Annotated in this window: 23 protein-coding genes; 7 read left to right on the top strand and 16 right to left on the bottom strand. The window is 62.2% G+C overall.

The annotated features are described in order from the left end of the window. Positions 1–10 precede the first annotated feature (10 nt). Positions 11–1,078, top strand: coding sequence for a glycosyltransferase family 4 protein (locus JQ597_RS19765; RefSeq protein ID WP_212265890.1), 1,068 nt, complete (start codon positions 11–13; stop codon positions 1,076–1,078). Positions 1,079–1,109: 31 nt separating this feature from the next. Here JQ597_RS19765 and JQ597_RS19760 read toward each other — a convergent pair whose 3' ends face one another. The 3 genes from JQ597_RS19760 to JQ597_RS19750 all read right to left on the bottom strand — a co-directional run bounded on the left by JQ597_RS19760 (position 1,110) and on the right by JQ597_RS19750 (position 3,767). Then, positions 1,110–1,928 (bottom strand): phosphatase PAP2-related protein, encoded by an 819-nt coding sequence (locus tag JQ597_RS19760; RefSeq protein ID WP_212265889.1) that lies wholly within the window; start codon positions 1,926–1,928, stop codon positions 1,110–1,112. 266 nt (positions 1,929–2,194) lie between these two features. After that, positions 2,195–2,374 carry a hypothetical protein gene (locus JQ597_RS19755; protein ID WP_212265888.1) on the bottom strand — a complete coding sequence of 60 codons (180 nt, stop codon included), beginning with the start codon at positions 2,372–2,374 and terminating at the stop codon, positions 2,195–2,197. Positions 2,375–2,516: 142 nt separating this feature from the next. Beyond that, positions 2,517–3,767, bottom strand: coding sequence for a NupC/NupG family nucleoside CNT transporter (locus tag JQ597_RS19750; protein ID WP_212265887.1), 1,251 nt, complete (start codon positions 3,765–3,767; stop codon positions 2,517–2,519). 186 nt (positions 3,768–3,953) lie between these two features. On the opposite strand from JQ597_RS19750, the gene JQ597_RS19745 reads away from it, so the two are divergent. Beyond that, complete coding sequence (locus JQ597_RS19745) at positions 3,954–5,177, top strand: MFS transporter (protein WP_212265886.1); 1,224 nt, start codon at positions 3,954–3,956, stop codon at positions 5,175–5,177. A gap of 177 nt (positions 5,178–5,354) precedes the next feature. Here JQ597_RS19745 and JQ597_RS19740 read toward each other — a convergent pair whose 3' ends face one another. From JQ597_RS19740 to JQ597_RS19700, 9 genes are all read right to left on the bottom strand, one after another. After that, a complete protein-coding gene (locus tag JQ597_RS19740; RefSeq protein ID WP_212265885.1) occupies positions 5,355–6,119 on the bottom strand; it encodes an SDR family oxidoreductase in 765 nt (254 codons plus the stop codon). 13 nt (positions 6,120–6,132) lie between these two features. After that, a complete protein-coding gene (locus tag JQ597_RS19735) occupies positions 6,133–6,891 on the bottom strand; it encodes a proteasome-type protease (RefSeq protein WP_212265884.1) in 759 nt (252 codons plus the stop codon). 136 nt (positions 6,892–7,027) lie between these two features. Further along, a complete protein-coding gene (locus JQ597_RS19730; protein ID WP_212265883.1) occupies positions 7,028–7,840 on the bottom strand; it encodes a class I SAM-dependent methyltransferase in 813 nt (270 codons plus the stop codon). Positions 7,841–8,162: 322 nt separating this feature from the next. Next, on the bottom strand, positions 8,163–9,464 hold the full coding sequence (locus JQ597_RS19725) for a metal-dependent hydrolase family protein (protein ID WP_249148042.1): 1,302 nt from the start codon (positions 9,462–9,464) through the stop codon (positions 8,163–8,165). Positions 9,465–9,559: 95 nt separating this feature from the next. Continuing rightward, the gene (locus JQ597_RS19720; RefSeq protein ID WP_212265881.1) at positions 9,560–9,769 is read right to left on the bottom strand and encodes a hypothetical protein; all 210 of its coding nucleotides are present in this window, start codon (positions 9,767–9,769) and stop codon (positions 9,560–9,562) included. 13 nt (positions 9,770–9,782) lie between these two features. Further along, positions 9,783–10,346: an HdeD family acid-resistance protein gene (locus tag JQ597_RS19715; protein ID WP_212265880.1), complete on the bottom strand. Its 564-nt coding sequence runs from the start codon at positions 10,344–10,346 to the stop codon at positions 9,783–9,785. Positions 10,347–10,820: 474 nt separating this feature from the next. Beyond that, on the bottom strand, positions 10,821–12,473 hold the full coding sequence (locus JQ597_RS19710; RefSeq protein ID WP_249133193.1) for an MFS transporter: 1,653 nt from the start codon (positions 12,471–12,473) through the stop codon (positions 10,821–10,823). A gap of 72 nt (positions 12,474–12,545) precedes the next feature. Next, positions 12,546–13,547: a glutaminase A gene (gene glsA, locus JQ597_RS19705; RefSeq protein WP_212265879.1), complete on the bottom strand. Its 1,002-nt coding sequence runs from the start codon at positions 13,545–13,547 to the stop codon at positions 12,546–12,548. A 256-nt stretch (positions 13,548–13,803) separates the two neighbouring features. Then, on the bottom strand, positions 13,804–14,688 hold the full coding sequence (locus JQ597_RS19700) for a transglutaminase family protein (RefSeq protein ID WP_349628856.1): 885 nt from the start codon (positions 14,686–14,688) through the stop codon (positions 13,804–13,806). 772 nt (positions 14,689–15,460) lie between these two features. Here JQ597_RS19700 and JQ597_RS19695 point away from each other — a divergent pair. After that, the gene (locus JQ597_RS19695) at positions 15,461–17,239 is read left to right on the top strand and encodes a metallophosphoesterase family protein (protein ID WP_212265877.1); all 1,779 of its coding nucleotides are present in this window, start codon (positions 15,461–15,463) and stop codon (positions 17,237–17,239) included. A 13-nt stretch (positions 17,240–17,252) separates the two neighbouring features. On the opposite strand, the gene JQ597_RS19690 is transcribed toward JQ597_RS19695, so the two are convergent. Beyond that, complete coding sequence (locus JQ597_RS19690) at positions 17,253–18,257, bottom strand: AI-2E family transporter (RefSeq protein ID WP_212265876.1); 1,005 nt, start codon at positions 18,255–18,257, stop codon at positions 17,253–17,255. Positions 18,258–18,355: 98 nt separating this feature from the next. On the opposite strand from JQ597_RS19690, the gene JQ597_RS19685 reads away from it, so the two are divergent. Beyond that, on the top strand, positions 18,356–19,969 hold the full coding sequence (locus tag JQ597_RS19685) for an ABC transporter substrate-binding protein (RefSeq protein ID WP_349628855.1): 1,614 nt from the start codon (positions 18,356–18,358) through the stop codon (positions 19,967–19,969). Positions 19,970–20,161: 192 nt separating this feature from the next. Here the strand turns inward: JQ597_RS19685 and JQ597_RS19680 are convergent, their stop codons facing one another. The 3 genes from JQ597_RS19680 to JQ597_RS19670 form a co-directional block, all read right to left on the bottom strand. Next, positions 20,162–21,001 (bottom strand): transglutaminase family protein, encoded by an 840-nt coding sequence (locus JQ597_RS19680; protein ID WP_212265875.1) that lies wholly within the window; start codon positions 20,999–21,001, stop codon positions 20,162–20,164. A 109-nt stretch (positions 21,002–21,110) separates the two neighbouring features. Then, a complete protein-coding gene (locus tag JQ597_RS19675; protein WP_212265874.1) occupies positions 21,111–22,055 on the bottom strand; it encodes an alpha-E domain-containing protein in 945 nt (314 codons plus the stop codon). A gap of 2 nt (positions 22,056–22,057) precedes the next feature. Next, positions 22,058–23,476: a circularly permuted type 2 ATP-grasp protein gene (locus JQ597_RS19670; RefSeq protein ID WP_192734058.1), complete on the bottom strand. Its 1,419-nt coding sequence runs from the start codon at positions 23,474–23,476 to the stop codon at positions 22,058–22,060. A 222-nt stretch (positions 23,477–23,698) separates the two neighbouring features. Here JQ597_RS19670 and JQ597_RS19665 point away from each other — a divergent pair, with 222 nt between their 5' ends. From JQ597_RS19665 to gpt, 3 genes are read left to right on the top strand one after another with little or no spacing between them, the layout of a single operon-like run. Further along, the gene (locus tag JQ597_RS19665) at positions 23,699–24,436 is read left to right on the top strand and encodes a competence/damage-inducible protein A (RefSeq protein ID WP_211996254.1); all 738 of its coding nucleotides are present in this window, start codon (positions 23,699–23,701) and stop codon (positions 24,434–24,436) included. Between the two features lie 5 nt (positions 24,437–24,441). Further along, positions 24,442–24,906, top strand: a complete 465-nt coding sequence (locus JQ597_RS19660) for a GNAT family N-acetyltransferase (RefSeq protein WP_212265873.1) — start codon at positions 24,442–24,444, stop codon at positions 24,904–24,906. Positions 24,907–24,946: 40 nt separating this feature from the next. Then, a complete protein-coding gene (gene gpt / locus JQ597_RS19655) occupies positions 24,947–25,459 on the top strand; it encodes a xanthine phosphoribosyltransferase (protein WP_212265872.1) in 513 nt (170 codons plus the stop codon). The last annotated feature ends 21 nt before the right edge of the window (positions 25,460–25,480 follow it).

Below are 25,480 nucleotides of genomic sequence, written 5' to 3'. Positions count from 1 at the left end.
GGTTGTTAGGATGCGCATCGCGCAGGTTGCTCCGTTGACGGAGGCTGTTCCGCCCAGGCTGTATGGCGGCACCGAACGGGTCGTCTATTGGCTGACCGAGGAACTGGTCGCTCTGGGCCACGAGGTCACGCTATTCGCCAGCGGCGATTCCCGAACATCCGGAAAGTTAGAGGCCGCATGGCCGAAGGCGCTGAGGCTGGATGGATCGGTTCGCGACGCCAACGCGCTGCACATGCTGATGCTCGAGCGAGTAAGGCAGAAATGCGACGACGAAGAATTCGACTTTCTTCACTTCCACCTCGACTACTACCCTTTTTCGCTGTTCGCACGGCAACCGACGCCGTTCCTGACCACCCTGCATGGGCGGCTGGACCTTCCCGAACATCAACCGCTGTTCAAGACGTTTTCGTCGATACCTCTGGTCTCGATCTCGAATGCGCAGCGGCGTCCGGTGCCGCAGGCGAATTTCATCCGCACCATCCATCATGGCTTGCCGGAAAATCTGCTGACGCCCCAAGTCGTGAAGCCGAGCTATCTTGCCGTCCTCGGCCGTATCGCGCCGGAGAAGGGCGTGGACCGGGCGATCAGGATCGCGATACGCTGCGGTATCCCGCTCAAGATCGCGGCGAAGGTCGATCGCGCGGACCAGGAATATTACGATGCGATCATCAAGCCGATGATGGCTAATCCGCTGGTCGAGTTTATCGGCGAAATCGGGGACCACGAGAAAGCCGATTTCTTGAGCGGGGCGATCGGGCTGCTGCTGCCGATCGACTGGCCGGAGCCGTTCGGCCTCGTCATGATCGAGGCCATGGCCTGCGGCACGCCCGTGATCGCCTACAACCGTGGATCGGTTCCTGAAATCATCGACGACGGCAAGACCGGCTTCATCGTCGAGGATGAAATCAGCGCGGTCGCCGATGTCGGGCGGCTCGGGGAACTGGATCGCCAGGCCATTCGCACGCATTTCGAGACGCGCTTTACCGCTCGCCGAATGGCGCTCGACTATGTCAACACCTATCAGGGCATGATCGACGCGGTGAAGCCGCGGATGAAACTGGTCAGCAGCGCGGAGTAGAGAGGGCGGTATCTGTGAGGGCGCCCATTGATCATCTCCGACGATGGCCTGTGCCATCGTCGGGGTCTTCACCGACGGCGTGCAGCACGAATGATTCAGACGCACGCGCGGTTCCGTCGACGGGGACCAATGTCGGGCGCTTTGGACTGTGCTCCTCGACCCATTTTTCGACCCGCTTGCGAACTCCCCGCTTTGGCCGTTGCACCGCCTGGTTCTCGGTGGAGCGAAACAACGCGTAGTCGCGGCTGAATAGCCAGCGCGATGTTTGAAAGACGCCGTGGGTGATGAACAGTGCGGCGAGCACGTCTATCGAATAGTGATAGTGGCCGAGCAGCACGATCGCGCCGAAGAACGCGGTCAGCGCGAGAAAGAATATCCGCCACTGCACGATGTGCCAGAACGCCAGCGCCGCAAGGAACGGCATTCCGGTGTGACCGGAAAAGAAGAGATCGCTGCCGTAAAAAATGGAGTTGAAAAACGGCGCCGGCTGCTGCGGGTCGATCGGCGACGGCGCCATGTGGGTGAGCGCCACGAAGACGGCGCGGACCACCAGGAACAGCGCCGTGGCCTTCAGCGCGAACGGCAACCGGTTCGGCCGCCAGGCCAGCAGCCCCGCCGTGATGACGAAGGCCGTGAACGTACCGTAGATGAACAGAAAGCGGACGTTGTAGGGCCCGACGCGGCTCAGCACAAAATCGGTGACGTGGTTGCTGGCATGGACCGTGGCATAGGTGACGGCGGCGAAGATCGCGATGCTGCTGGCAGTGAGGAAGGCGGCGCCTTCGCATAGCGAGCGGACATACGCGCGCGTACCAAACAGCGTGCGGTATAGCCGCATCGTGTCCTGCATTGTCCCTGCGCCTCCGTTCGCGGTCGTCGGCGACGATAGGTGCGGCGGTCTTCGTCGCTCGGGCTGCTGGATATCCTGTACTTCAGCGTAACCGTAATGCGAGGTGAAGTATCTGCATGTGAAGTATGCCACACCTCGTCGATTTTTGCCATTGCCCGCTAGCTCACAACCGCACGATCGCACCCATCAGGCAGGTGGTCAGGGTGCTCGACACGATCGATTTGGCGCGATAGCGCCACCAGCATGGCGCATGGGGACGTCTGCATTCAACAGGTGATCCTGCCCGTCGCAAAATGCTGTCCCTTTGCGCACGTCAAATGCAAGCTGCCGCCGGATACGTTCGACAATTCCTCTTCGCCAAGTTCCATTTCGACGTCAATGAGTGAACGTTTGGCGCGTTCGTTGCTCGGTTTCGTTGGACCAAGGTCCCGGATTTGATTGTTCATGTCACTCTCCTGGAATCGTTTGGGAAGGGCGTTCCCTCATGTCACGGTCGCAGAGTAGCCGGTGCGGCTCGTTGTCGCTGTGAGGAGCCTCACACAGCGAGCCTCACACAGCGAATTCCAACGATGAAGCGGCGTGTGCGTCCTAGCTCATCACCCCGACGATCGCGCCCATCAGGCAAGTGGCCAGCGTGCCCGATACGATCGACTTCAGCCCGAGCGCGTTGATTTCTTCGCGGCGGTCGGGCGCCATGGTGCCGAGGCCGCCGATCATGATGCCGAGGCTGGCGAAGTTGGCAAAGCCGCACATCGCATAGAGCATGATCAGCCGCGACCGCGGATCGAGCGCATCAGGACCGAGCTTCGATAAATCGACATAGGCGATCAACTCGTTGAGCACGGTTTTGGTGCCCATCAGGCTTCCCGCCGTGATCGCCTGCGACCACGGCAGGCCCAACAGCCAGCATACCGGCGCCATCAGATAGCCGAGCAGCCGCTGCAGCGAAATCTTCGCGCCGCCGATCTCGGGCAACAGGCCGAGGATGGCGTTGGCGAGATAGACCAATGCTACCAGCACCAGCAGCATCGCGATGATGTTCAGCAGCAGCTCCAGTCCGGAAGTGGTGCCCCTGACGATCGCATCCATGGTGCTCTTCACCTCCGTATCGGGAGCGGCCAGCATTCCGCCAGTCCGCTTGTCCGACGTCTCCGGCACCATGATGAGGCTGACCAGGATCGCCGCGGGTGCGCCGAGGACCGAGGCAATGACGAAATGCGCGGCCGCGTCCGGGATCAATGGCGCCAGAAACGTGGCGTAGAGCACCAGCACGGTGCCGGCGATTCCCGCCATGCCGCCGGTCATGACCATGAACAATTCGCTGCGGGTGAGTTGCGAAAGGTATGGGCGGATGAACAGCGGCGCCTCGACCATGCCGAGGAAGATGTTGGCGGCGGCGGAAAGGCCGACCGCACCGCCGACGCCGAGCGTGCGTTCCAAAAGCCACGCCATGCCGCGCACGATCGGCGGCAGCACCCGCCAATAAAACAGCAGTGTGGTCAGGACGCTCATGACGAGGATGATCGGCAGCGCCTGAAACGCCAGGATGAAATCGGCGCCCGGCGCCTTGAGGTCGAAAGGAAGCGTGCCGCCGCCGAGATAGCCGAACACGAAGGAGGTGCCGGCGCGGGACGCCGCCGCGATGGTATTGACCGCGTCATTGATGGCGCCGAACGCCTTTGCGACCAGCGGCAGCTTGAGCAGCACCAGCGCGGTGAGCACGGTGACCGCAAGCCCGATCGCCATCTGCCGCCATGACACCGCGCGGCGGTTCTCGCCGAGCGCCCACGCGATCGCCAGCAACGCCAGCACGCCGAAAGCCGATTGCAGTTGCAGCATGATCTCAAAGTCCCCCGGTCGATTATGGCAGCGGGGGACTTGCAAGCGCAATGCCGGGCAGCCCTTCGCCGCCGGGCATTGACAGCCCGTGGCCATTGACAGGGGGACCAGGGTCGTTCACGGCGTAATCAACAATGCAAGCGGGGCCACGGCTCACGCTTCGAGAAGCAGGATACCGGCCTCACCATGTCTTCCCTGATGCCTGTCGGCGCCGGCGATCTGCTCAGGCATCCCTCTTTCCTGTCGTTTCTGCTGTCGCGCAGCCTGTCGCGCTTCGCCAGCCAGATCGGGGCCGTCGCCATCGGCTGGCAGGTCTACGATATGACCGGCAGCGCATTCGATCTCGGCATGATCGGACTGGTTCAATTCCTGCCGACGGCGTTGTTTCTGTTCGTGGCCGGCCATGCCGCCGACCGCTACGAACGCAAACGGGTGGTGCAACTCTGCCAGGTCGCCGAGGGGCTGACGGCGCTGTTTTTGGCCTGGGGCGCCTATGCGGGCATTCTTAACGTGACGCAGATCTTCATTGCGTCCTTTGTGCTCGGTATAGCCGGGGCCTTCGAAAGCCCGGCATTGGCTGCACTGCTGCCACTGATCGCGCCGAAAGGCTCGCTGCAGCGCGCCACCGCGGTTTCGAGCGGCGCGGGGCAGATCGCCACCATCGCCGGTCCCGCGCTGGGTGGGCTGGCCTATGCCCTCGCACCCAGCGCGGCCTACGGGGTCATGGCGGCGTTTTTGCTGTTCGGGGCCGCAATCATGGGCGCGATCCGGCTGATACAGCCGGCCGTTGTGCGGGATGCCGCGACATCAGATGATATCTTTGCCGGTGTCAAATTCGTCCGCAACAACCCGGCCATCCTCGGCACGATCTCGCTCGATCTGTTCGCGGTGCTGCTCGGCGGCGCCACGGCGCTGCTGCCGATCTATGCGCGCGATATCCTTCAGACCGGCCCGCTCGGTCTCGGCATCCTGCGCGCCGCGCCCGCGATCGGCGCGCTGCTGATGACCGCGTTCCTCGCGCACCACACTATCAACCACCGCGTCGGAATACGGATGTTTCAGGCCGTGATCGTGTTCGGCGTGGCGACGGTGGTGTTTGCGCTGTCGCACTGGATGTGGCTGTCGGTGCTGGCACTGGTGGTGCTGGGCGCCGCCGACGTCGTCAGCGTGGTGATCCGCTTCTCGCTGGTGCAGCTCGCAACGCCCGACGACATGCGCGGCCGGGTCGGCGCGGTCAATTTCCTGTTCATCAACGCGTCAAACCAGCTCGGCCAGTTCGAAAGCGGCGTCACCGCGGCACTGTTCGGCGCGATGCCGGCCGCCGTGCTCGGCGGCGTCGGCACGATTGCGATCGCGCTATTGTGGATGAAGCTGTTTCCGACGCTGCGCGATGTGGAGAAGCTGGAGTAGGCCGACGACCCATCACCACGTCGTCCCGGCCTTGAGCCGGGACCCATACGCCGTAAATTCTCGATGAGAACGCGAATGGTAGAGGCCTCGTTACCCAATCACCGCCGCGGAGTATGGGTCCCCCGATGCGCAATTGCGCATCTGAGCTCAAGGCCGGGACGACGACGGTGGATTTGGCTAGCCCCGCCCGACGAACGGCATCTTGGTTGCCATGACCGTCATGAACAGCACGTTGGCGTCTAACGGCAGGCCGGCCATGTAGGCCACCGCGTCGCCGACCGCTTTCGCGTCCATGCGCGGCTCGTGTTTCATCGTGCCGTCGGGCTGCATCACGCCGGGGCCGGCGACCATGCGGTCGGTCATCGGGGTTGCGGCATTGCCGATATCGACCTGGCCGACCGCGATGTCGTACATGCGGCCGTCGAGGTTGGTGGCCTTGGTGAGACCGGTGATGGCGTGCTTGGTCGAGGTGTAGGCCGACGAGAACGGCCGCGGCGCATGCGCCGAGATCGAGCCGTTGTTGATGATGCGGCCGCCGCGCGGGTTCTGGTCCTTCATGATGCGGAAGGCGTGCTGGGTGCACAGGAAGGGGCCGGTGAGGTTGGTGTTCACCACCGCCTGCCACTGCTCAAGCGTGAGATCTTCGAAGTTCACCGGCGGCGCGCCCATGCCGGCATTGTTGAACAGCACGTCGAGCCGGCCGTAGGTTTCCTTGACCTTGTCGAACAGGGCGGCGATCGAGGCCGGGCTCGTCATGTCGGCGGAAACGCACAGGCTCTTGCCGATATTGTCGCCGAGCTTCTTGGTCTCTTCCAGCATTTCCATGCGGCGCCCGGCGAGCACCACGGTGAAGCCGGCATTCATCAGCGCTAGCGATGCCGCGCGTCCGACGCCGGTGCCCGCACCGGTGACGACTGCGATCTTGTTTGTTGCTTCGGCCATTGTTTCCTCGCCTTTACTTCTTTGTTTCTGTTTCTGACTTGTAGGGTGGTCTTGGAATATTCTGGTGCGCCGCGCGCAGCGCGGCCGACCAGCGCGAACGCAAATCGTGGAAATAGGGCTCGCCGGCCTCGATGCGGTGGTTGAGGTCGGCCTCGCAGGCATCCGCGCGCACCACCAGCACGTCGATCGGCAGGCCGACACCGAGATTGGAGCGCATCGTCGAATCCATCGAGATCAGGCTGGTCTTCAGCGCCTCGTACAGTTCGACGTCGTAATGCATGGCGCGGTCGAGCACCGGCTTGCCGTATTTGTGCTCGCCGATCTGCAAATAGGGTGTGTCCGTGGTGCATTCGATGAAATTGCCGGCGGTGTAGACCATGAACAGCCGCATCCGCGAGCCCTTGATCTGGCCGCCGAACAGGAACGAGACGTCGAAGGAAACGTCTTCCGACCGCAGCGCGTCGCCTTCGGTGGCGTGGACGCTGCGGATGGCGCGGCCGATGCGCTGCGCGGCCTGGAACATGGTCGGCGCGTTCATCAGGGTTTCGACCTCGCCGGTATGCGGGTCTTCGATGCCTTCGGTCAGGGTCGACAGCACCGACTGGCTGATCGCCAGATTGCCGGCGCTGGCGATCGCCATGATGCGGTCGCCCGGCTTGGAGAAAATGTGGAGCTTGCGAAAGGTCGAGACGTTATCGAGGCCGGCATTGGTGCGGGTATCCGCGATCATGACCAGACCGTCCCGTACCAGCACTCCGCAACAATAGGTCATTCCGTGTCCCCAAGCCGTCCGAATTACCGGCGGGGCAACTAGTAGCGAATTTCGGGAGGGCATCCAACCCCCCAATTACCCAGGACTTGGCATGCGCCGGGTGGGTAAAAAGACGCATTGAATCGGCTCGGCAGGGCTAGGTCCGGGCGAGGATGACATGGGCCTGGATCTTGGCCGATATCTCGCCGCTGCCGTGCCGGCCGGCGATCACCGAGGCCGTATGGTCGGTCGCAGCCTCGAGCCGGTCCGCCCCCCGTGCTTCGATCTCGTTGCGCAGCGGGGTTCCCTGGCAATAGGCCAGCGCGACATAGCGGGCAGAAGGGGCGCGGCTCTGCGCCTCCCGGGTCTCGATCGTCACATCAGTGAAGCCGGCCTTTGCCAGGTCGCTGCGGATCAGTGACGTGTCGTGATAGCCATGGGGCGTGCGCGCCATGAAGCGGGGAGGGTCGTTCGGAAAGAACGTCGCAAGCGCGTCGGTGACGTCGCTCGCGAACACGTTCTCCTCGATGCGATCCCAGGCATTGAACAGGAAATAGCCGCCCGGCTTGAGAACGCGCCGGGCCTCGCGGTAGCCGGATGGGCGATCGGGAAAGAACATGACGCCGAACTGGCAACAGACCAGGTCGAACGCGGCGTCCTCGAACGGCAATGCCTGGGCGTCGGCCTTCTGCCACATGATGCGGCTGTCCGCGCCTTGTCTTGATTTCGCATAATCCAGCATCGGCTGATTGAGGTCGGTGACGACATAGGAGGCATCAGCGGCAAGGACTGGCGCCAGCGCGCGCGTGACCGCGCCGCTGCCGGCCGCGGTTTCCAGCACGGCCTTTGGCGCCAGCGTGGCGACGCGTTGTGAAAGGTCCCGCGCGTAGCTCTCGAAGATCAGCGGAACCATATGGCGATCGTAGTTTTCCGGGATCGAGCCTGCGAACACCTTGTCGGTTTCCGACATCGCGCGTCTCCTCGTATCCGGTCGTTTTGCCTGGCAGTCATCCCTCGCAGCCCCATGGATTTTGGCAGCTTTAGGCAAAAATGAAAACATGCTGGGAGGCGGAATTGCGAGAGCGTTCCGCGCTATTCGAACGGCGCCTTCATGTGGTCAGCCTTGGGGGGAAACGCGGCGATGCCGGGGCCGGGGCCGGCCTGTGCGATGTGTCGCGGACCATCAATCTCGACCGCACGTGCGATGGCGCAAGCCTGCGAGGCCTCGAACTATCGCGGTTGCGAATATTGATCGATCAAAACGAACATGGCACTGCGATGGATGAGGTGTCCTATTTGCCCGCGCCAAGCAGGTTTTTGTAGATTTTTCCATCCTTCATGATGACGATGAAATTTTTGGCGGGGTCTTCGATCAGCTTGATGTTATCGACGGGGTTGCCGTCCACCAGCAACAGGTCGGCCAGCGCGCCTTCTTCCACCACGCCGAGCTTGCCGGGATAAGGATTGCGAAGCCCGGACATGGCAAGCAGTTCGGCGTTTGTCGATGTCGCCATGACCAGCGCTTCGGCAGGGGTGTACCAACGGGTAAGCGAGGCCAGAATTGCCCCTTGTTGTTGGGCCAGCTCGCGGGAGAACAGCACATCCGTGCCCCACGCCGTCTTGATCTTGTATTTCTTCGCCATCTCATAGGCGCGGGCTATCCCGGGCCAGACCTCTTCCGCTTTGGCTCGCTGCACAGAACCCTCAGGAAGGCCCAGCCTCATTCCCTCCGGCAGTGGCTGCATGCTCAGCCAAACACCCTTGTCCGCGATCAGTTTTGCGGTTGCGTCGTCCATCAGGAAACCGTGCTCGATACACCTCGCGCCGGCCGCAATAGCGCTCCGGATCGCAGCCGGCGTAAAGGCGTGCGCGGCGACGTAGGTCCCCCAATTTTCTGCCGCTTCGACCGCGGCGCGCATTTCGGCCTCCGTGAAGGTGCTCACGTCGATCGGACTGAAGGGTGACGACACTCCGCCGCCCGCCGTCAACTTGACTTGTGAGGCGCCCTGCATGAGCTGTTCGCGTACGCGTACGCGCACCTCGTCAGGGCTGTCAGCAACGATGGCGCCGCCGATCTGCTCCATGCGGGTAAGCATGCCGCCGATCGTCCGCGGCAAATCAGTCAGCTGCCGGAAATCCCCATGCCCGCTCGTGACAGTGATCATGGCGCCGGACGGATAGATACGCGGGCCCTTGACGATGCCTTCATCGATGGCGCGTTTGAGACCAAACACCGGCCCGCCCACGTCGCGAATGGTGGTGAAGCCGCGCATCAACGTGTCTGTCGCTTCGTCGCCAGCCACCAGATTGTTGAAGCCGACGTCACCGAACGCCTCTACCGGGTTCGTGCGGATCAGCATCGCGTGCCAATGCGCATCGATCAGGCCCGGCATCAGGACGCGGCCGGCACCATTGATCGTTGCAGTTTGAGCGTCGACCGTGATCGCCGCCGTCGAAATCTTCTCTATCGTGTTGCCTCGGATCAGGACGTTGGACGGCGCTGAAAGCGCGCCGCTCTTTCCGTCGAAGATCCTGACGTTCTGAAATAATGCAGCTTGCTGGGCCTGCGCGGAGGGCGGGGCGGAGAAGCTCATTCCAATTGCAGCCAGAACTGCCAGCATGGAGCTGCCGGGGAATATTCTCAGGCAAGACATTCTCATAGCCGCGTGTTCCCCGTTCTCTGATCTGGTTATCTGGTCTGACTGTTCTCATTGCGCCTGATGATCTTGAGAACCCAGAAGATCACGCCGGCAATCAGTGACAGGACGCCAAGAAACGATAACGCCGTTGACTCGAGGTTCATGCCTGCGACCAGCAGCACGCATCCCAGCACGATCAGAACCAGACCGCCGAGTTTTTTCGCGAGAAAAACGGACCCTTCGTCAGCACGTGCAACCATAGCGACCACTCCCTTATGCCGTTTTCGCCGCCGGCCGCCACGCATAAGCCAGCCACGCGATGCCGTGAGATATCAGGTCGACGCCGAGGACAAATCCGAGCACCCACAGACCGGTCATCGGGAATCCCGTCAGAATGACGAGGCCAGCCAGGACTCCGAACAATCCCGACAGCAGCATGATCCAGCCGGCTTCTCTCCAGTGGCCGAAGCCCAGCAGAATTCGAACGATGCCGGATATCAGCAGCAACAGGCCGAGGACATAGGTGAGGATCAAGGCGCTGGCGACGGGCTGGCTCACCAGCGCCGCGCCGAAGGCGATGTACAGAATGCCCAGCAGCACCTGCCATATGAAGCCGCCCCATCCCTTGGTCCAGAACGCGTGAACCACTTCGAAGGCGCCCGTGGCGATCGAGATCCAGCCGATGAACATCGTGCTGATCACAGTCACGAGCACGACGTCACCCAACACCAGGGCTCCTGCCGCAATCATCACCAATCCAAGCAGAACGCAGATCCAAAATGGCGGCGCGGACAAACCATCGGCGCGCAACCGTGAACTACCGTCGTAAGTGGTCATGTTGTCCTCCTCGGTTCGGAGCCTGTGCGATCAAATCAGCGGCAGCGCCGGCTGCTCGGGTCTCATCAGCATACTGAAATTGGCTATAGCCATCGCCAGCCGCAAACGCGGCGCCCGCGGTGCCAATAACAGACCCAACGGCGCCGGCGGTGACGATGAATTGGGCGTCGTCGCGGCGGACGAGCCACAGGACGCCGGGGCGGCCGGCGGGCTACGGCCTGAACCCGCACGGTGAGATCATCCGCCTTGCTGCCAGGATCTTTGCTGCCAAGATCTTTGCCAAGGTCCTTCTGGGGCGCGAGGGGCATGGCCTCGACCACGGCCGGCAGCGAACTTGCGGCAAAACCCGCGGCTGCGGCCGCACACAGAAGGCCCCGTAATACGCTGCGACGCTCGATTGCATCCATTGGGTTCTCTCCTTTGATCGACGCCTTGTTACTTTCACCGCGGAGAACACACGTCTCGCAATCGGGATCAGGCCGATTTCGCGCCTTCGACCGCGGGGTCGTCACTTGGGATTTCTCCCGGCAGGTAATTCGGGAGCTGTCCGGCCGGAAACACCGCGAGCAAGGCGAGGCCGGCCATGATGAGCAGGCCGATCTTCAGCGCTCGCAGCCGCGCCTCCGTGTTCACGCGCACCGCTTCCTGCACCTGCTGGGGCGTAGCGGTCGTGTTCTCCATCACGGTCCGCAGACGCTCGTTGCTGACGAAAGTGATGCTGTTGAGATCGACCTGACTCTGTATCTCCTTCGGCAGCACCGGATTCGCGGCGATGTTGCTGACGACGATTGTGCTCAAGAGGCCGACAAGGAGCGCGCCGGCGACGGCTGTTCCGACTGCCGCGGCGAGATTCTGCGTGGTGCCGCGCGCCGATCCGACGTCGCCTGCAAGCGCCTTGGGTGAGGCGGTGACCAGCACGTTGAACAGCAGCGTGACCAGCGAACCCTGGCCGATACCGAACAGGACGAGGCCGAACAGCACGGGAATCTCGCTCCAGTCGTTCCGCACCACGAACGCGAGCCACACCAGTGCAATCGTGCAAAGGGCGAAGCCATAGCGGCCGATCTGGCGGGGCGTCAGTTTGTCGTAGACGTTGACGATCAGCATCGCCGTGAAGAACACCGTGAGATTGAACGGCATCATCGCGATCGCGGTCGCGAGAGGGGAGCGGCCCTGTACGATCTGAATGTACAACGGCACGGAAAAGTTAAGCGCCGCCTCCAGTGCGACCACGGCAAACAGCCCGTAGACCGCCGCGCGTTCCTGCGGCGAGTCGATCACCTCGAGGGCAAGCAGCGGCGTCTTCCCGGCCGCCTGGCGCCGATGCGTCCACATCAGAAAGGCCTGGCCGAGTACGATACCCAGAACGATCATGACCGGCGCGGGGGAGAGGCCAAGCAGGTCGAACGGCGCGTTGGGGGTTGCCAGCGCCAAGCCCCAGCCGTTCAGATTATTGAAGCCGAAACTGATGAGGATGATGGCTGTTGCCGCCAGCACAACGCCTGTGACATCGATCTGCACGTCCGGCCGTCCGTGGTCGGGCCTGAGGCGGAAGCTCAAAACGAAAACAATGGCGGAGGCGGCGATCAGGATTCCGAACGCCGGACGCCAGCCGATATATGTACCGAGGACGCCGCCAATGATGAACGCCAGCACGCCGGCAGCCGCCCGCGCCGAACCAAGCGCGCCGACGGCGGTCGCCTGTTGGCGCCCTGAATAATTCTCGGCGATCAGTGCCACCAGCGACGGCACGATCACGGCCCCTGCCGCGCCGCAAAGCGCCTGGGCCGTGATCATCAGGGTCGCGGTGGGGCTGAATGTCATCAATATCTGCGCGGCACAGAACAGGACGACGGCGGCGCGGAAGACCTGAGCGGCGCCGAACCGCTGGGCGAGTTTCGCGCCCAGCATCACGAAGCCGGCAACCAGCATCGAATAGGCCACGATGCCGGTCGCGACGGTCGTCGGCGGGACGCCGAAGCTCTGCACCATGCCCCCCATCGCGACCGGCAGCGAAGCGACGTTGAAGGACATGATCATCTGGCCGAACGCAATGGCGATCATCGGCACCCATGACGCCTGCGCGTCTTCGCGGATGTCGCCGATTGAAATCGAGTGCGTTGCCATGGCGTCCTCCGGCTTGCTCGGGTCCGGATCGGTCGGGTCTTGCGGCCCGTCACAATCCCTTTGGCATCTGATTCATTCTTCCGGTTGCGACACGAACAGATCCATTCCCAGCCGCTGCGACAGGAATTTAGCGGCGAGCTGTCCCTTGACGCTGTTGCCTGCGGCGTCGAGCGGGGGCGCGAAGGTTCCGAAGCCGCCTTTGCCCGGGGCAACCGCGACGATGCCGCCACCGATTCCGCTCTTTCCGGGCAAGCCGATGTCGTAAAGCCAGTCGCCCGAAGTCTCGTACAGTCCGGCGGTGATCATCACCGCCAGCGCGTAGTGACAGACTGCCGGATCGACCACGCGTTCCCTGGTGATCGGATTGACGCCGCCATCAGCCAGCGTAGCGCCCATGACCGCGAGGTCCCGGGCGCTGACATTCAGCGAGCACTGCCTGGTGTAGAGGTCGGTCGCTTCCCTTGCGTCGCAGTAGATCCGATCAAAACTCTGCAGCAGGCGGGCGATGCTGCGGTTGCGGAAGTTGGTATCCGACGCCGAGGCGTAGACCTCTTCATTCAGCGGCAGCTTTCGGCCCGCGAAACGCGACAATCCGTCATGGATGAATTGCCATTTTTCCTCCGCGGTCGAACCCGGTGTCAGGCTTGTTGTCGCAATGGCGCCGGCGTTCACCATCGGGTTGGTGCGACCATTCGAGCCTTGCTCGATCGCGGCCAGCGAATTGAAGGCCAGTCCCGTGGCGTTCGCACCGAGTTTGTCGCGCGCTGCTTCCGGTCCGATCGTCTCGCAAACCAGCGCGAACACGAACGGCTTCGACACGCTCATGATCGAGAACTCGTAGTCGGTATCTCCGGCGGCGTAGACGCGTCCGCTGGTGCCGACAACACAGACGCCGAACAAATCGCCGGGGATCCTGGCAAGGGCTGGATAGACTTGGGAATTCTGGCCGTCGGTATTCGACTTGAATTGCCGGTGTGCGTCAGACACCAACCTCTGCACCGTCTCGGCTTCGGGCAAATGCCCCGTTGAGACGTATGGCCGCTCGGCTTGTTCCGCGATCGAAGGTGAGTCCATTGGACCCCTCCATCTGGCTCAAGCAATCCGCTTCAGGGATCGTCAGGTATTTCGGCAGCACTGCTGCGCGCTGACAAATCATCCCGAGGAATTGCGTCAGCTCTTTTTAGATCGTTGCACAAGTGAACGCTCAAGGAAGCGTCGAGTCAACGGTGCAACCGAACAGCACTGTTTGCAGCACGTATGTTTCGTTACAAAATTTGTGACAAATCGCGCAACGCGATGGCACAAACTGCATATGCCGGGAGCGGGCTAATTATGTTGCGCCGCATCCATGCTGCGGCATGGCATGGACGGATACATCCACATGCAGTGCGATCGGGTCATCAGCGTTGCCGACGAAGCCGCCCGAAATTGGAATTGCTTGTTCCGCCTCTCGGGTTACGCCCACGCGGATCAGGTTCTCGCCGGCAATCAAGCCATTCGTGGGATCATACTCAACCCATCCTGCGCCGGGGAGGTAGACGCTGCACCAGGCATGGGTACTGCCGCCCCCGCGAACCGAACCTGAGATATTGTCATACAAATAGCCGGTGACGAAACGCGCGGCGAGCCCGAAGCAGCGCAGCGCTTCCATCATCAGCACTGCAAAATCGCGGCAGGTGCCGGAACCAAGTGCGAGGGTCTCGGCGGCTGTCTGCGTACCCTCCTCATGGCGCGCGACATAACGGAATTCTTCCTTGATTACATGCGTCATTGCGTCCAGTACTCGCAGGGTCTCTTTACTATCCACGCTTGACACGACACGGCGGGCCCATGCGTCGACCTTTCGATCGGAGTCCGGCATTTGGAGTTGAGTGAACCGAGCCAGATCGGGAAACTCATGGGCGGCGTAGGCGTATGGAAACTGCTCGGCAGCCGAGTCGAGACTATAAATCGGAAGTGGCTGCCCCTCGGGGTGATGTGTTAAGTCAAGCTCTGACACAATGCCGAGCCGCCTGGTTCTGAGCGCTTCCGGCCAATGCAGGAAGCAGATCGAATTGTCGAAAACGTCATGCTTCCAGTAGATATCGGACGGCGCCGGTTCGACCTTTAGCGTCGCGCTATGAAGTCGCAGATCGTGACTCTCATCCGGCCGGATCATCAGCTTGTGGCGCAACAAGCCCACCGCGTTGCGGTAGGTGTATTCGGTCGTATGCACGATCCTGACCCTCGCCATATGAACCTCTTCTGAGCGGGATGAAGTCCTCAAGACTAAGTCCAATCCGCACCGAAGCCGCTAATTCCCCTTCGGTCCGGCCGGGCCTGGAGGACCTGCTGGGCCAGGCGGGCCAGCAGGTCCGGGAAGGCCGCAGTTCTGTATCACCACGTCTCTCGTATCCGGCCCGGACGTGATCTTCACGATACAAGTGGAGGGAAATTCCGATCCAACCCACCTAAAGCCTCCGGTCGATGTGCTCTCAACACGCACCGTTTTGGTTGGGCTTATCTTGATCTCCACGTTGGGGTCGCGCGCTCGCCGAACCCGTCCCACGACAACCAACTCGCCTCGCGATATCGCGGCAGTCGTGATCAATATTTCTGCACGGGCATTTCCACTCAACGTGACCAGCCAAGCGGTCGAAACAACCGCGACAGTGCCGATAAGCCTTGTGCGCATAACAAGCCTCCCTTGCAATTTGTAATGCGGAACTTGATTACTATCGCTCAATGTTAACGCTGCAACCGAATGAAAGGGTTTGCGGCTTGTGCGCTTTGCTACAAAAATTTGTGACAAATTACGCTATCCGGTGGCACGAATTGCATATCCGAAGGCTGGCGCAGAGGAAGGCTGGCGAACAAAATGAGTGTGTTCAGAAGCAAGGTCGCGGCCCCGGGTGAGCGGATGCGCTGCTGGCATTCCACCGAAAGACTGATAGCGTCGGTCGGAGAGCAATCGATCCTGCTGCGGACGTAAAATGCGGGCCCTGATCATGACGAGGCCGACCGCGGAGCCTGATTCAACAGCCGCTCAAGGCCGGTTGCTTGTCGATCCGCGCCAGGGCGATATCGAGGACGATGCCTCCAGTCCCGGACAGAGATCGCTGCTGGCGATCGCCGGCAGTCTGCTGGTTGAAATCAGCCTGCCGAAACTGCTGTTTGCCTGGACCGTCTCGCTGCTGTTGCCGGCGGTGCTGCTCGGGCTCGCGCCGCTGATCGCGACGGCATGGTTCTCATCCTTGTCCGAACATGTTCTGGAACTGACCGGGATCGGCGCGTCGCTGCTGCTGGTCACGGTCATCGCGCTTGGATGGTTCGGATGGCGACCATTGTTTCGGGCCGCTGAGACAAATTTCTGGTCGCTCAATGCGCTCGCCGTCCAGCCCGGCTATGCGTTTGGGCGCGAAGCGCTGCGGCACCTGGTGGAACTGGTGTTCGGCAGGAACGCTGACGCGGCAGGGCGGGCACGGCTGCGTGCGACGAGCTCCGCTGGCGCCGGCATTGTGCTCTGCCTGTGTGCGGCGGCAGTCGCGATTTTCGTTTGGCCCTTCTCGCGGTGGATCGGTTCGGTGTCGGACCTTGTGCTTCTGCATCGGCTGATCGTTCCGACTTTGGCCAATGCGGTCATACTGGTATCGGGTTATCTCGCGTTCGCGTCGCTGGTCTGGGGCTTTGCGGATGCCAGAATGGATCAGCCGCTCGATCTTCCCGGATTCGACGACGCGCCGTCCGGTTGCCGGACCTGGCGTGTCGCGCATCTTTCGGACCTTCACGTGATTGGCGAGCGATATGGTTTCCGCATCGAGAGCGGACGTGGCGGCCCGCGCGGAAACCAGCGCTTTACGCGCCTCATGGCGCGTCTTGCGGCGATCCACGCCGCTGACCCGCTCGATCTCATCCTTGTGACCGGCGACATGGCCGATGCCGGCCGCGCGACGGAATGGGCCGAATTCCTCGACGTCGTGGCGCTGCATCGTGATCTCGCGGCTCTCATGGTCATGTTGCCCGGCAATCACGATCTGAACATCGTCGACCGTGCCAATCCGGCCCGGCTCGATTTGCCGTTCAGCCCCGGCAAGCGGCTGCGGCAGATGCGGACGTTGTCGGCCATCGCAACCGTGCAGGGGGAACGTGTGTATGTCGTCGACGACGCGGGAAAGCCGGCAGCGACGCTCAACGAGGCGCTGGCGCCGTATCGCCAGCGGATCGCGGCATTCGCCGAACGCGGCGGCTTGCGCCGCGCCGCCGGACTGGTCGGGCTGTTCGACGACCTGTTTCCGATGCTGTTGCCACCCGATCGGGAAGACGGATTAGGCGTCCTGATCCTGAATTCCAACGCCGATACGCATTTTTCCTTCACCAACGCGCTCGGATTGGTCTCCGTTGAACAGATGCGCCGGCTCGCGGCGGCGCTGGGTCGTTTCCCGAAAGCGCAATGGATCGTCGCGCTGCATCATCATCTGATAGAATATCCAATGCCGGTTACGAATTTTTCCGAACGGATTGGAACCGCGCTGGTCAACGGCAGCTGGTTTGTCCGCAAACTCAGGCCTTTCGCGAAGCGGGCCGTGGTCATGCACGGCCATCGCCACATCGACTGGATCGGCGCCTGCGGTACGCTGAAGATCATCTCAGCTCCGTCGCCTGTCATGGGTGGCCCTGACGCCGAACCGACGCAGTTTCTGATCCATACGCTGGCCGCCGGTTCGAACGGGCGGCTCTGTTTGCTCCCGCCGCAGTGCGTCGAGATCGCCGGCGAGAGCGGTAGCTAGCGTTTGTCACCCCCTATTGCTTCGATCCGCCGAGCAGATCGGCTATCCAGCGGCTCGACGGATGCTGGGCACAGAAGGTGAGGATAGCGAGCGCGATCGGTACGCCGATGAAGGTTCCGAACAAGCCCCACTGAAAAGTCCAGAAAAAGATCGCGAACAACACAACCAGAGGCGAGATCGAAAGCATGCTGCCGGCAACGCGCGGCTCAATATAACTGCCGACCACAAACTGGATGATGTTGAGGCAAACGAACACGGCAAGAACGGCTTGCCAGCTCTCGAATTGTGTCATCGCCAGCAAGGTGGGAAACAGCGTTGCGATGAAGGGCCCGATGAAGGGGATGTAATTGAGCGCAAAGGCGATCACGCCCCACTCGAGCGCGAACGGCAGTCCGGTGATCCAGGCGAACAGACCGACGAGCAGGCCGGTGATGGCGCTCATCTGCGTCCGAACCAGGAGGTATTTCCGGAATTTGGCCGCGGTCGCCGCACTGCCGTCCAGCAGCACGCGCGCAACCTCAGGCTTGCCGAGCGTCTCGATCCTTCGTCTGGCGTCCTCTACCTCCAGAAGTCCCAGCACAACATAGACAAGTGCAATCACCCAGAAGCTGAGTGTGGTGTTGACGCGGCCGGTGACGAGTTGCGTTGCGCGCATCAGCCACGCGACGTTAAAATGCTCGGCCCACAGGCCGGCGACCGAGACGCCATGGCCGTCGAGCCACGTCACCATGGCGCCATAAAGCGCCTGATAGCGCACCGTATCGGCCATCAGTGATCGTCCGACCCGCCCGAAGCCCCAGGCCGCGAGCGAGGCGAAAGCGAGACAGACCACGATCGTGACGACGATGGTGACGGCTAATGCCAGCAATTTCGGCATTTTCGCCTGCAGCCGGCTCTGCAGCGGCCAGACGATTGCGATGATAAAGAGCGCCAGCGCCAGCGGCGCGAACACTGCGCTTGCTTCCTTGGCAGCGGCCGCCAACAGAACCGCTGCGATGATCCCGACCGCGATCTTCATGCGACGCCAGCTACCTTACTCTGGGATAATCACCCGCGTAACGTTGCGCTCGACCGGTGGTAGTTCTATAGAAAAACAAAATCTTTTGGGAGGCCAAAGTGCGCGCCAACCGGTTGTCCGTCAGATGGAAATTCGCTCCCCTGGCACTGCTTTGCATCGCGCTGTGCGCTGCAAGCCCCGCAATCGCCCAGAAGAAGGGCGGCACGCTGCGGCTCTATCACAACGACAATCCGCCCTCGACGTCACTCCTGGAAGAAGCGACCATCGCCTCGGTGCTGCCGTTTGCGGCGGTGTTCAATAATCTCGTGGTGTTCGATCCGGCCAAACCGCATGAGAGCATGGAGACCGTGATCCCTGATCTGGCCGAAAGCTGGTCCTGGGACGCGACCAACACCAAGCTGACCTTCAAGCTGCGGCAGGGCGTGAAGTGGCACGACGGCCAACCCTTCACGGCGAAAGACGTGCAGTGCACCTGGCGAATGCTGATCGGCAAGACCGAAACGCAGGATTTCAGGCGCAACCCGCGCAAGGTCTGGTACACCAAGCTGCAGGACGTCAGCATCAATGGCGACCATGAGGCGACGTTCGAACTGAGCGAGCCGCAGCCGAGCCTGCCGGTGCTGCTGGCGAGCGCTTTTTCAGCCGTCTATCCCTGCCACGTGCCGCAAGCTGTGATGCGGACCAAGCCGATCGGCACCGGGCCATTCAAGTTCGTCGAATTCAAGCGCGGCGAATCCATGCACGTCGTGCGCAATCCGGATTACTTCAAGAAGGATCGGCCCTATCTCGATGAAATCACGGTGCGGACGATCGACAACCGCGCCACGCGGATGCTGGCATTCGCGACCGGCGACTACGACATCACCTTTCCCTCCGATGTCAGCGTTCCCCTGCTGAAGGACATCAAGGCGCGGGCGCCGAACGCGATCTGCGAGATGACCGGCACCGGAACCCAGATCAATTTGCTGGTCAATCGCGTCAACCCGCCGTTCGACAATCCCGACATTCGCAAGGCGATGTCGCTGGCGCTCGATCGCAAGGCCTTCAACACCATCCTGATGGAAGGCAACGCGCGGCTGGGCGGGGCGATGCTGGCAAAGCCCGAGGGCGAATGGGGCATGTCTCCGGAAATGGTGTCATCGCTCATGGGCTATGGCCCTGACATCGCCAGGAACGTCGCGGAAGCGCAGGCGATCATGCAGAAGCTCGGCTACAGCGACGCCAAACCGCTGCCGATCAAGATCCAGACCCGGAACCTGCCGACCTATCGCGATCCCGCGGTGATCCTGGCCGACCAGCTCAAGAAGATTTACATCGTCGGCGAACTCGACATCCTCGATACGCCGCGATGGTATGCGCGGCTGGCGAAGAAGGATTTTACGATCGGATTGAACGTTACCGGCGTCAGCGTCGACGATCCCGACGGCAACATCGTCGAGAACTATTCATGCAAGTCCGAGCGCAACTATACCCAGTACTGCAATGCCGAGGTCGACAAGCTGCTGGCGGCACAGTCGCGCGAACTCGACAAGGAAAAGCGCAGGAAGATCGTCTGGGATATCGAGCGCATCCTGGTCGACGACGCCGTACGCCCGATCATCCTGCACTCATCGGCCGGCAATTGCTGGCAGCCTCATGTGAAGAACTTCAAGCCGCACGACAATAGTCAGTATAATAATCTGCGGTTCGAGGATGTGTGGCTGGATAAGTGACGGCCGAAAGGCCGTCATCCCCCGATGCGCAATTGCGCATCTGAGGGCGCGCTTAGCGCGAACCCGGGATCTCGAGCGACAACTTCAGTCGTCATTCCGGGGCGGCGCGAAGCGACGAGCCCGGAATCTCGCGCAACCATCTCGAGATTCCGGGTCTGGTGCTTGCGCACCATCCCGGAATGACGGAGCCCCTCACGACTGGCTCTGCCACTGCCCCGACCGGCCGCCGGCCTGTTCTACCTTGACCGCGACCGTCAGCGTCTCGTTGCCGCCGCCATAGCGGGTGCCGCGGACGGGGGCCGCGCCGAGATAATCCAGCCCGATGGCGATGCGGGCGTGGGCGTCCGTCGTGCAGATGCCGTTGGCGGCGTCGAAGCCGACCCAGCCGAGATCAGGCACGAAAGCTTCCGCCCAGGCATGGCCGGCCTGCTGGTTGACGGTGCCGTCGGAGCGCAGGAAATGCCCGGAGACAAACCGCGCCGGCACGCCGCCCGAGCGCGCGCAGGCGATGAAGATATGCGCGTAGTCCTGGCACACGCCGCGCTTCAAAGCGAAGGCCTCCGCCGCCGAGGTGCCGCTGTTGGTCGGATCCTCGTCGAACGTCATGTGCTCGTTGATCTGCACCATCAGCGCATGCAGGAAGCCGAGCACGTCGTCGCCCGATTCGGAGCGCATCTCGCGGGCAAAGGTCGCCATCGCCGGATTCACTTCGGTGAGCGCGGTGGGGCGCAGGAACAGGCTTGGCGGGAAACGCTCGTCGGTGCCGCGCAGCACGCCGCCGGTGTCGTGGGTCTCGATCAGGCCCTCGACATTGATGGTGAGGTCGGCGAGCGGCCCGTGAGTCAGTACATGCGTGACATTGCCGAACGCGTCCTGGTGCATGTCGAGCCGGGAATCGGTAGAAACGTCGATCTGCCACTCGGCGACATACTGCCCGTCATGGCTGCCGGGCGTCATCCGCAGGATCTGGATCACGCCAGAGGCGGGGGGCTCGTAGCGATAGCTGGTGGTATGGGCAATTCGCAGGCGCATGGCAGACCGTTACTTTTCTGCGTTGTCATTCCGGGGTGATGCGCAGCATCGAACCCGGAATCTCGAGATTCCGGGTCTGGTCCTTCGGACCATCCCGGAATGACGTACATCATATCAGATATTGCTTGGTGATGATCTCACCCAGCCGAGCGTTGTCCGCAATGAATTCCTGGATGAATTCATGGACGCCATGCTGGAAGATATCGTCCATATGGCTGTGTTCAAGCCGGTTGCGGACGCCGCGGGCGTGGCGCTGGGAGGCGCCCTGGCGGCCATAGGCGACGCCGATCTGGTCGAGGTTCCGCACCAGATTGCTGTAGCAGCTCGCCAGCGAGCGCGGCAGCGTGTCGTTGAGGATCAGCAAATCAGCGATCAGCCAGGGTTTCAGCGTCTCGCGGTAGACCCAGTGATAGGCCGTCAGCGCCGACACCGAGCGCAGGATCGAGGTCCACTGGTAATAATCCAGCGGACCGCCGACATGTTCCTCCTCGGGCAGCAGCACGTGATATTTCACGTCGAGAATGCGGGCGGTGTTGTCGGCGCGCTCCAGATGCAGCCCGAGGCGCGAGAACCAGTAGGCGTCGTTGCGCAGCATGGTCCGGTAAGCGGAACCGTCGAAGCGCAGCGAGGTCTCCTGCACGAAGCGCAGGAATCTCGCCAGCTCTTCCCGGCTCGACGTGCCTTTACCCCAGACCTCCTGCAGCTCGATCCAGGCCGAGTTGATGGTGTCCCACATCTCACTCGTCAGTGCCGTGCGCACCGAGCGGGAATTGAGCCGGGCGGCCTCGATGCAATTCTTGATCGAGGAGGGGTTGGACGGCGAGAACGCCAGGTACTCGACGACGTTCTGTTCGTTGGCTTCCTGATAGGCTTCGTAGAAGCTGGCGCTGACGCCGGCGGTCAACAGCGCGGAATCCCATTCATTGGTCTTGCCGATATAGGCGGCGGGAAGGGCGGTCACGCGCAAGGTCGCGTCGATGGTGCGCGCGAGATATTCCGCGCGCTCGACATAGCGGGCCAGCCAGTACAGGTTTTCGGCGGTGCGCGACAGCATCTCTATTCGTCCAGAATCCAGGTGTCCTTGGTGCCGCCGCCCTGGCTCGAATTGACCACCAGGGAGCCTTCCTTCAGCGCCACGCGGGTCAGCCCGCCCGGCACGATGGTGACGTGATCGCGCCCGGTCAGCACGAACGGCCGGAGGTCGACATGGCGCGGCGCGAGGCCCGACGCGGTGCAGGTTGGGCAGGTCGACAGCGCCAGCGTCGGCTGCGCGATAAAACCCTCCGGCTCGCGCTTGAGCTTGTCGCGGAACGCCTCGATGGTCGCCTTGGTGGCGGCGGGGCCGATCAGCATGCCGTAGCCGCCCGAGCCGTGCACTTCCTTGACCACGAGATCGCCGAGATTGTCGAGCACGTAGGCGAGGTCCTTCGGCTCGCGGCAGCGCCAGGTCGGCACGTTCTTCAGGATCGGCTCTTCGCCGAGATAGAATTTCACGATGTCAGGCATGTAGGAATAAACCGCCTTGTCGTCGGCGATGCCGGTGCCGACCGCGTTGGCCAGCGTGACGTTGCCGGCCGCATAGGCCGACATCAGCCCTGGCACGCCGAGCGCGGAATCCGGGCGGAAGGTCAGGGGATCCAGGAAGTCGTCGTCGACGCGGCGGTAGATCACATCGACGCGTTTGAGGCCCTCGGTGGTGCGCATGAACACCTCGTCGTTCTTGACGATGAGGTCGCGGCCCTCGACCAGCTCGATGCCGAGCTTGTCGGCCAGGAACGAGTGCTCGTAATAGGCCGAGTTGTAGACGCCGGGCGTCATCAGCGCGACCACAGGCTCAGCGGACGCGGAGAGCGGCGCCACCGAGCGCAGCGCCGACAGCAATTCGTCGGGGTATTTTTCCACCGGTGCGACGCGGTGGCGGGCGAACAGGTCCGGAAACAGCCGCATCATGATTTCGCGGTTTTCCAGCATGTAGGACACGCCGGACGGGGTCCGCGCATTGTCCTCCAGCACGATGAAATTATCGGCGTCGACCCGGACGATGTCGATCCCGGCGATATGGACGTAGACGTCGTGGGGGACGTCCTGGCCATTCATCTCGGGGCGGAAGACCGGATTCTGGAAAATCAGGTCGTCGGGGATGATATTGGCGCGCAGGATGTCGCGGCCGTGATAGATGTCGCGCAGGAACATGTTGAGGGCGCGGACCCGCTGCTTCAGGCCCTTTTCCAGCAGCGTCCATTCCTTGGCCGACATGATCCGGGGGATCACATCGAAGGGGATCAGCCGTTCCTGGGCTTCGGCGTCGCCATAGACGGCGAAGGTGATGCCGATCCGGCGGAACAGCAACTCCGCTTCCTGGCGGCGATATTCAAGGGCGTCCGGAGGCGTCTCCTTCAACCAGCGGGAGAGTTCCTGGTAGGCGGGCCGGAGGTCCCCGCCGGGGCCATTCATTTCATCAAACGCGACTGCCATAAATCCTGACTATCTTTCGAAGCCATGCGACACAGTGCATGACTTCACGGGATGGTAGCAAGGGCCGGGCCAGCGCGATATGCATGGGCTGGGGCATTTGGTATGGGGTTGTTTCCCCGTGCTGCCTCAAAAATCGGCTTCCGGGTGCTTATTTCGGCAGCAAAGCCCCGTGACTTCAATGCGTTGGATGCGCAAGGTCAGGGGATAAGACGAGGATTGGAAATGAGTGAGATCGTCACAGCGGGTATTCTGGTCATTGGTGACGAGATCCTGTCCGGCCGGACCAAGGACAAGAACATCGGCTTTATCGCCGAGTACCTGACCAATATCGGGATCGACCTCAAGGAAGTCCGCGTCGTTGCCGACGAGGAGGCCGACATCATCGCCGCCCTTGATGCACTGCGAAAGCGCTACGATTACGTCTTTACCACCGGTGGCATCGGGCCGACCCATGACGACATCACTGCCGACAGCGTCGCCAAGGCGTTCGGCGTCGGCATCGATCATCACCCCGAAGTGGTGGCCCGATTCCGCGAGCGCTGGACCGAACAGGATCTGAACGAGGCGCGCTTGCGCATGGCCCGTGTCCCCGATGGCGCCGAACTGATCCAGAGCGCCACCATCCTGGCCCCCGGCTTCAAGCTCGGCAACGTCATCGTGATGGCCGGTATTCCCACCATCATGCAAGCGATGATGGACATCGTCGCGCCGAAGCTGAAATCGGGCGTGCGGATGCTGTCGGATTCGGTCCGGGCGAATGCGCGGGAAGGCGACATCGGCGGCCCCTTGCGCGCGATCGCGAGTGCCCATCCCGACACCATCATCGGCAGCTATCCGTTCCAGGACGAAGACAAGAAGCCGAACACCAATCTTGTGGTCCGCTCGCGCGATCCCGACAAGCTCGCCGCCGCGATGGCTGCGGTGAAGGAGATGCTGGCGGGTTTGAACACGCCGCGATAGCACCGATGATTTCGACCAGGCCAATCCGATCAGACGATCTCGAACTGGTGTGCCGGCACCGCGAACAGATGTTCCGCGAATCCGACGCGCCGGGCAGGACCGAAGCGATTTTGGAGAGTCAGACCGCGCATTTTCGACCCTGGCTGGCCAAGCACCTCGGTGACGGATCGTATTTCGGCTATATCGTCGAGGAACACGGCAAGCCTATCGCAGGAATCGGGCTGATGACCATCGAGTGGCCGCCGGGCCCCTCCCATCCGACGCAGGACAGGCGCGGCTACGTGCTCAATGTGTTTGTCGAGCCGTCGCATCGCAAACGGGGAATTGCCAAGGCGCTGATGGACCGGGCGGACCAGGAATTCGCCAGCCGAGGCGTGGCGTTCGCGATACTGCACGCCACCAAGATGGGACGGCCGCTCTACGCGCAACTGGGCTGGTCGGCGACCAGCGAGATGGCAAAGTCGCTATAGTTGAGGAGATCAAGGTGGCCAATCGTTTTGGAGCGAAGTCATGACCAGTGAAAAAGTCACTCCGCCGGAGAAGGCCTTTCCGGTGTCGTGGGATCAATTCCACCGGGATTGCCGGGCGTTGACCTGGCGGCTCAACGAGGTCGGGCCGTTTCATGCCATCATTGCGATTACCCGTGGTGGGCTGGTGCCGGCCGCCATCGTTGCGCGCGAACTCGGCATTCGCATCATCGATACCGTCTGCATTGCGAGCTACGACCACACCAGACAGGGCGACCTGAAGGCTCTGAAGGGCGTTTCGGCTGATGTGGCAAAACTCGGCGGCGGTACCGGCAAGGGGCTGCTGATCGTCGACGACCTCGTCGATACCGGCAAGACCGGGCGGCTGGTGCGTTCGATGATGCCGGAGGCGCATTTCGCAGCTGTCTACGCCAAGCCACAGGGCAAGCCGCTGGTCGATACCTTCATTACCGAAGTGTCGCAGGACACCTGGATTCACTTTCCCTGGGACACCGCGCTGTCGTTCCAGCCGCCGATCCGCGACGGCGCGGGGTAATTCCTCGGCCGTCATTGCGAG

The sequence above is a fragment of the Bradyrhizobium sp. AUGA SZCCT0177 genome, from assembly GCF_018130125.1.
Taxonomy (GTDB): domain Bacteria; phylum Pseudomonadota; class Alphaproteobacteria; order Rhizobiales; family Xanthobacteraceae; genus Bradyrhizobium.
The sequence above is the reverse complement of the archived record's forward strand: the minus strand, read 5'-3'. Positions and strand labels throughout refer to the sequence as shown.

What these genes read in the sequence shown, in the direction of transcription:
- JQ597_RS19765 (WP_212265890.1), top strand. Translation starts at nt 11, where the DNA reads ATGCGCATCGCGCAGGTTGCTCCGTTGACGGAGGCTGTTCCGCCCAGG.
- JQ597_RS19760 (WP_212265889.1), bottom strand. Translation starts at nt 1,928, where the DNA reads ATGCAGGACACGATGCGGCTATACCGCACGCTGTTTGGTACGCGCGCG.
- JQ597_RS19755 (WP_212265888.1), bottom strand. Translation starts at nt 2,374, where the DNA reads ATGAACAATCAAATCCGGGACCTTGGTCCAACGAAACCGAGCAACGAA.
- JQ597_RS19750 (WP_212265887.1), bottom strand. Translation starts at nt 3,767, where the DNA reads ATGCTGCAACTGCAATCGGCTTTCGGCGTGCTGGCGTTGCTGGCGATC.
- JQ597_RS19745 (WP_212265886.1), top strand. Translation starts at nt 3,954, where the DNA reads ATGTCTTCCCTGATGCCTGTCGGCGCCGGCGATCTGCTCAGGCATCCC.
- JQ597_RS19740 (WP_212265885.1), bottom strand. Translation starts at nt 6,119, where the DNA reads ATGGCCGAAGCAACAAACAAGATCGCAGTCGTCACCGGTGCGGGCACC.
- JQ597_RS19735 (WP_212265884.1), bottom strand. Translation starts at nt 6,891, where the DNA reads ATGACCTATTGTTGCGGAGTGCTGGTACGGGACGGTCTGGTCATGATC.
- JQ597_RS19730 (WP_212265883.1), bottom strand. Translation starts at nt 7,840, where the DNA reads ATGTCGGAAACCGACAAGGTGTTCGCAGGCTCGATCCCGGAAAACTAC.
- JQ597_RS19725 (WP_249148042.1), bottom strand. Translation starts at nt 9,464, where the DNA reads ATGAGCTTCTCCGCCCCGCCCTCCGCGCAGGCCCAGCAAGCTGCATTA.
- JQ597_RS19720 (WP_212265881.1), bottom strand. Translation starts at nt 9,769, where the DNA reads ATGGTTGCACGTGCTGACGAAGGGTCCGTTTTTCTCGCGAAAAAACTC.
- JQ597_RS19715 (WP_212265880.1), bottom strand. Translation starts at nt 10,346, where the DNA reads ATGACCACTTACGACGGTAGTTCACGGTTGCGCGCCGATGGTTTGTCC.
- JQ597_RS19710 (WP_249133193.1), bottom strand. Translation starts at nt 12,473, where the DNA reads ATGGCAACGCACTCGATTTCAATCGGCGACATCCGCGAAGACGCGCAG.
- glsA (WP_212265879.1), bottom strand. Translation starts at nt 13,547, where the DNA reads ATGGACTCACCTTCGATCGCGGAACAAGCCGAGCGGCCATACGTCTCA.
- JQ597_RS19695 (WP_212265877.1), top strand. Translation starts at nt 15,461, where the DNA reads ATGACGAGGCCGACCGCGGAGCCTGATTCAACAGCCGCTCAAGGCCGG.
- JQ597_RS19690 (WP_212265876.1), bottom strand. Translation starts at nt 18,257, where the DNA reads ATGAAGATCGCGGTCGGGATCATCGCAGCGGTTCTGTTGGCGGCCGCT.
- JQ597_RS19680 (WP_212265875.1), bottom strand. Translation starts at nt 21,001, where the DNA reads ATGCGCCTGCGAATTGCCCATACCACCAGCTATCGCTACGAGCCCCCC.
- JQ597_RS19675 (WP_212265874.1), bottom strand. Translation starts at nt 22,055, where the DNA reads ATGCTGTCGCGCACCGCCGAAAACCTGTACTGGCTGGCCCGCTATGTC.
- JQ597_RS19670 (WP_192734058.1), bottom strand. Translation starts at nt 23,476, where the DNA reads ATGGCAGTCGCGTTTGATGAAATGAATGGCCCCGGCGGGGACCTCCGG.
- JQ597_RS19665 (WP_211996254.1), top strand. Translation starts at nt 23,699, where the DNA reads ATGAGTGAGATCGTCACAGCGGGTATTCTGGTCATTGGTGACGAGATC.
- JQ597_RS19660 (WP_212265873.1), top strand. Translation starts at nt 24,442, where the DNA reads ATGATTTCGACCAGGCCAATCCGATCAGACGATCTCGAACTGGTGTGC.
- gpt (WP_212265872.1), top strand. Translation starts at nt 24,947, where the DNA reads ATGACCAGTGAAAAAGTCACTCCGCCGGAGAAGGCCTTTCCGGTGTCG.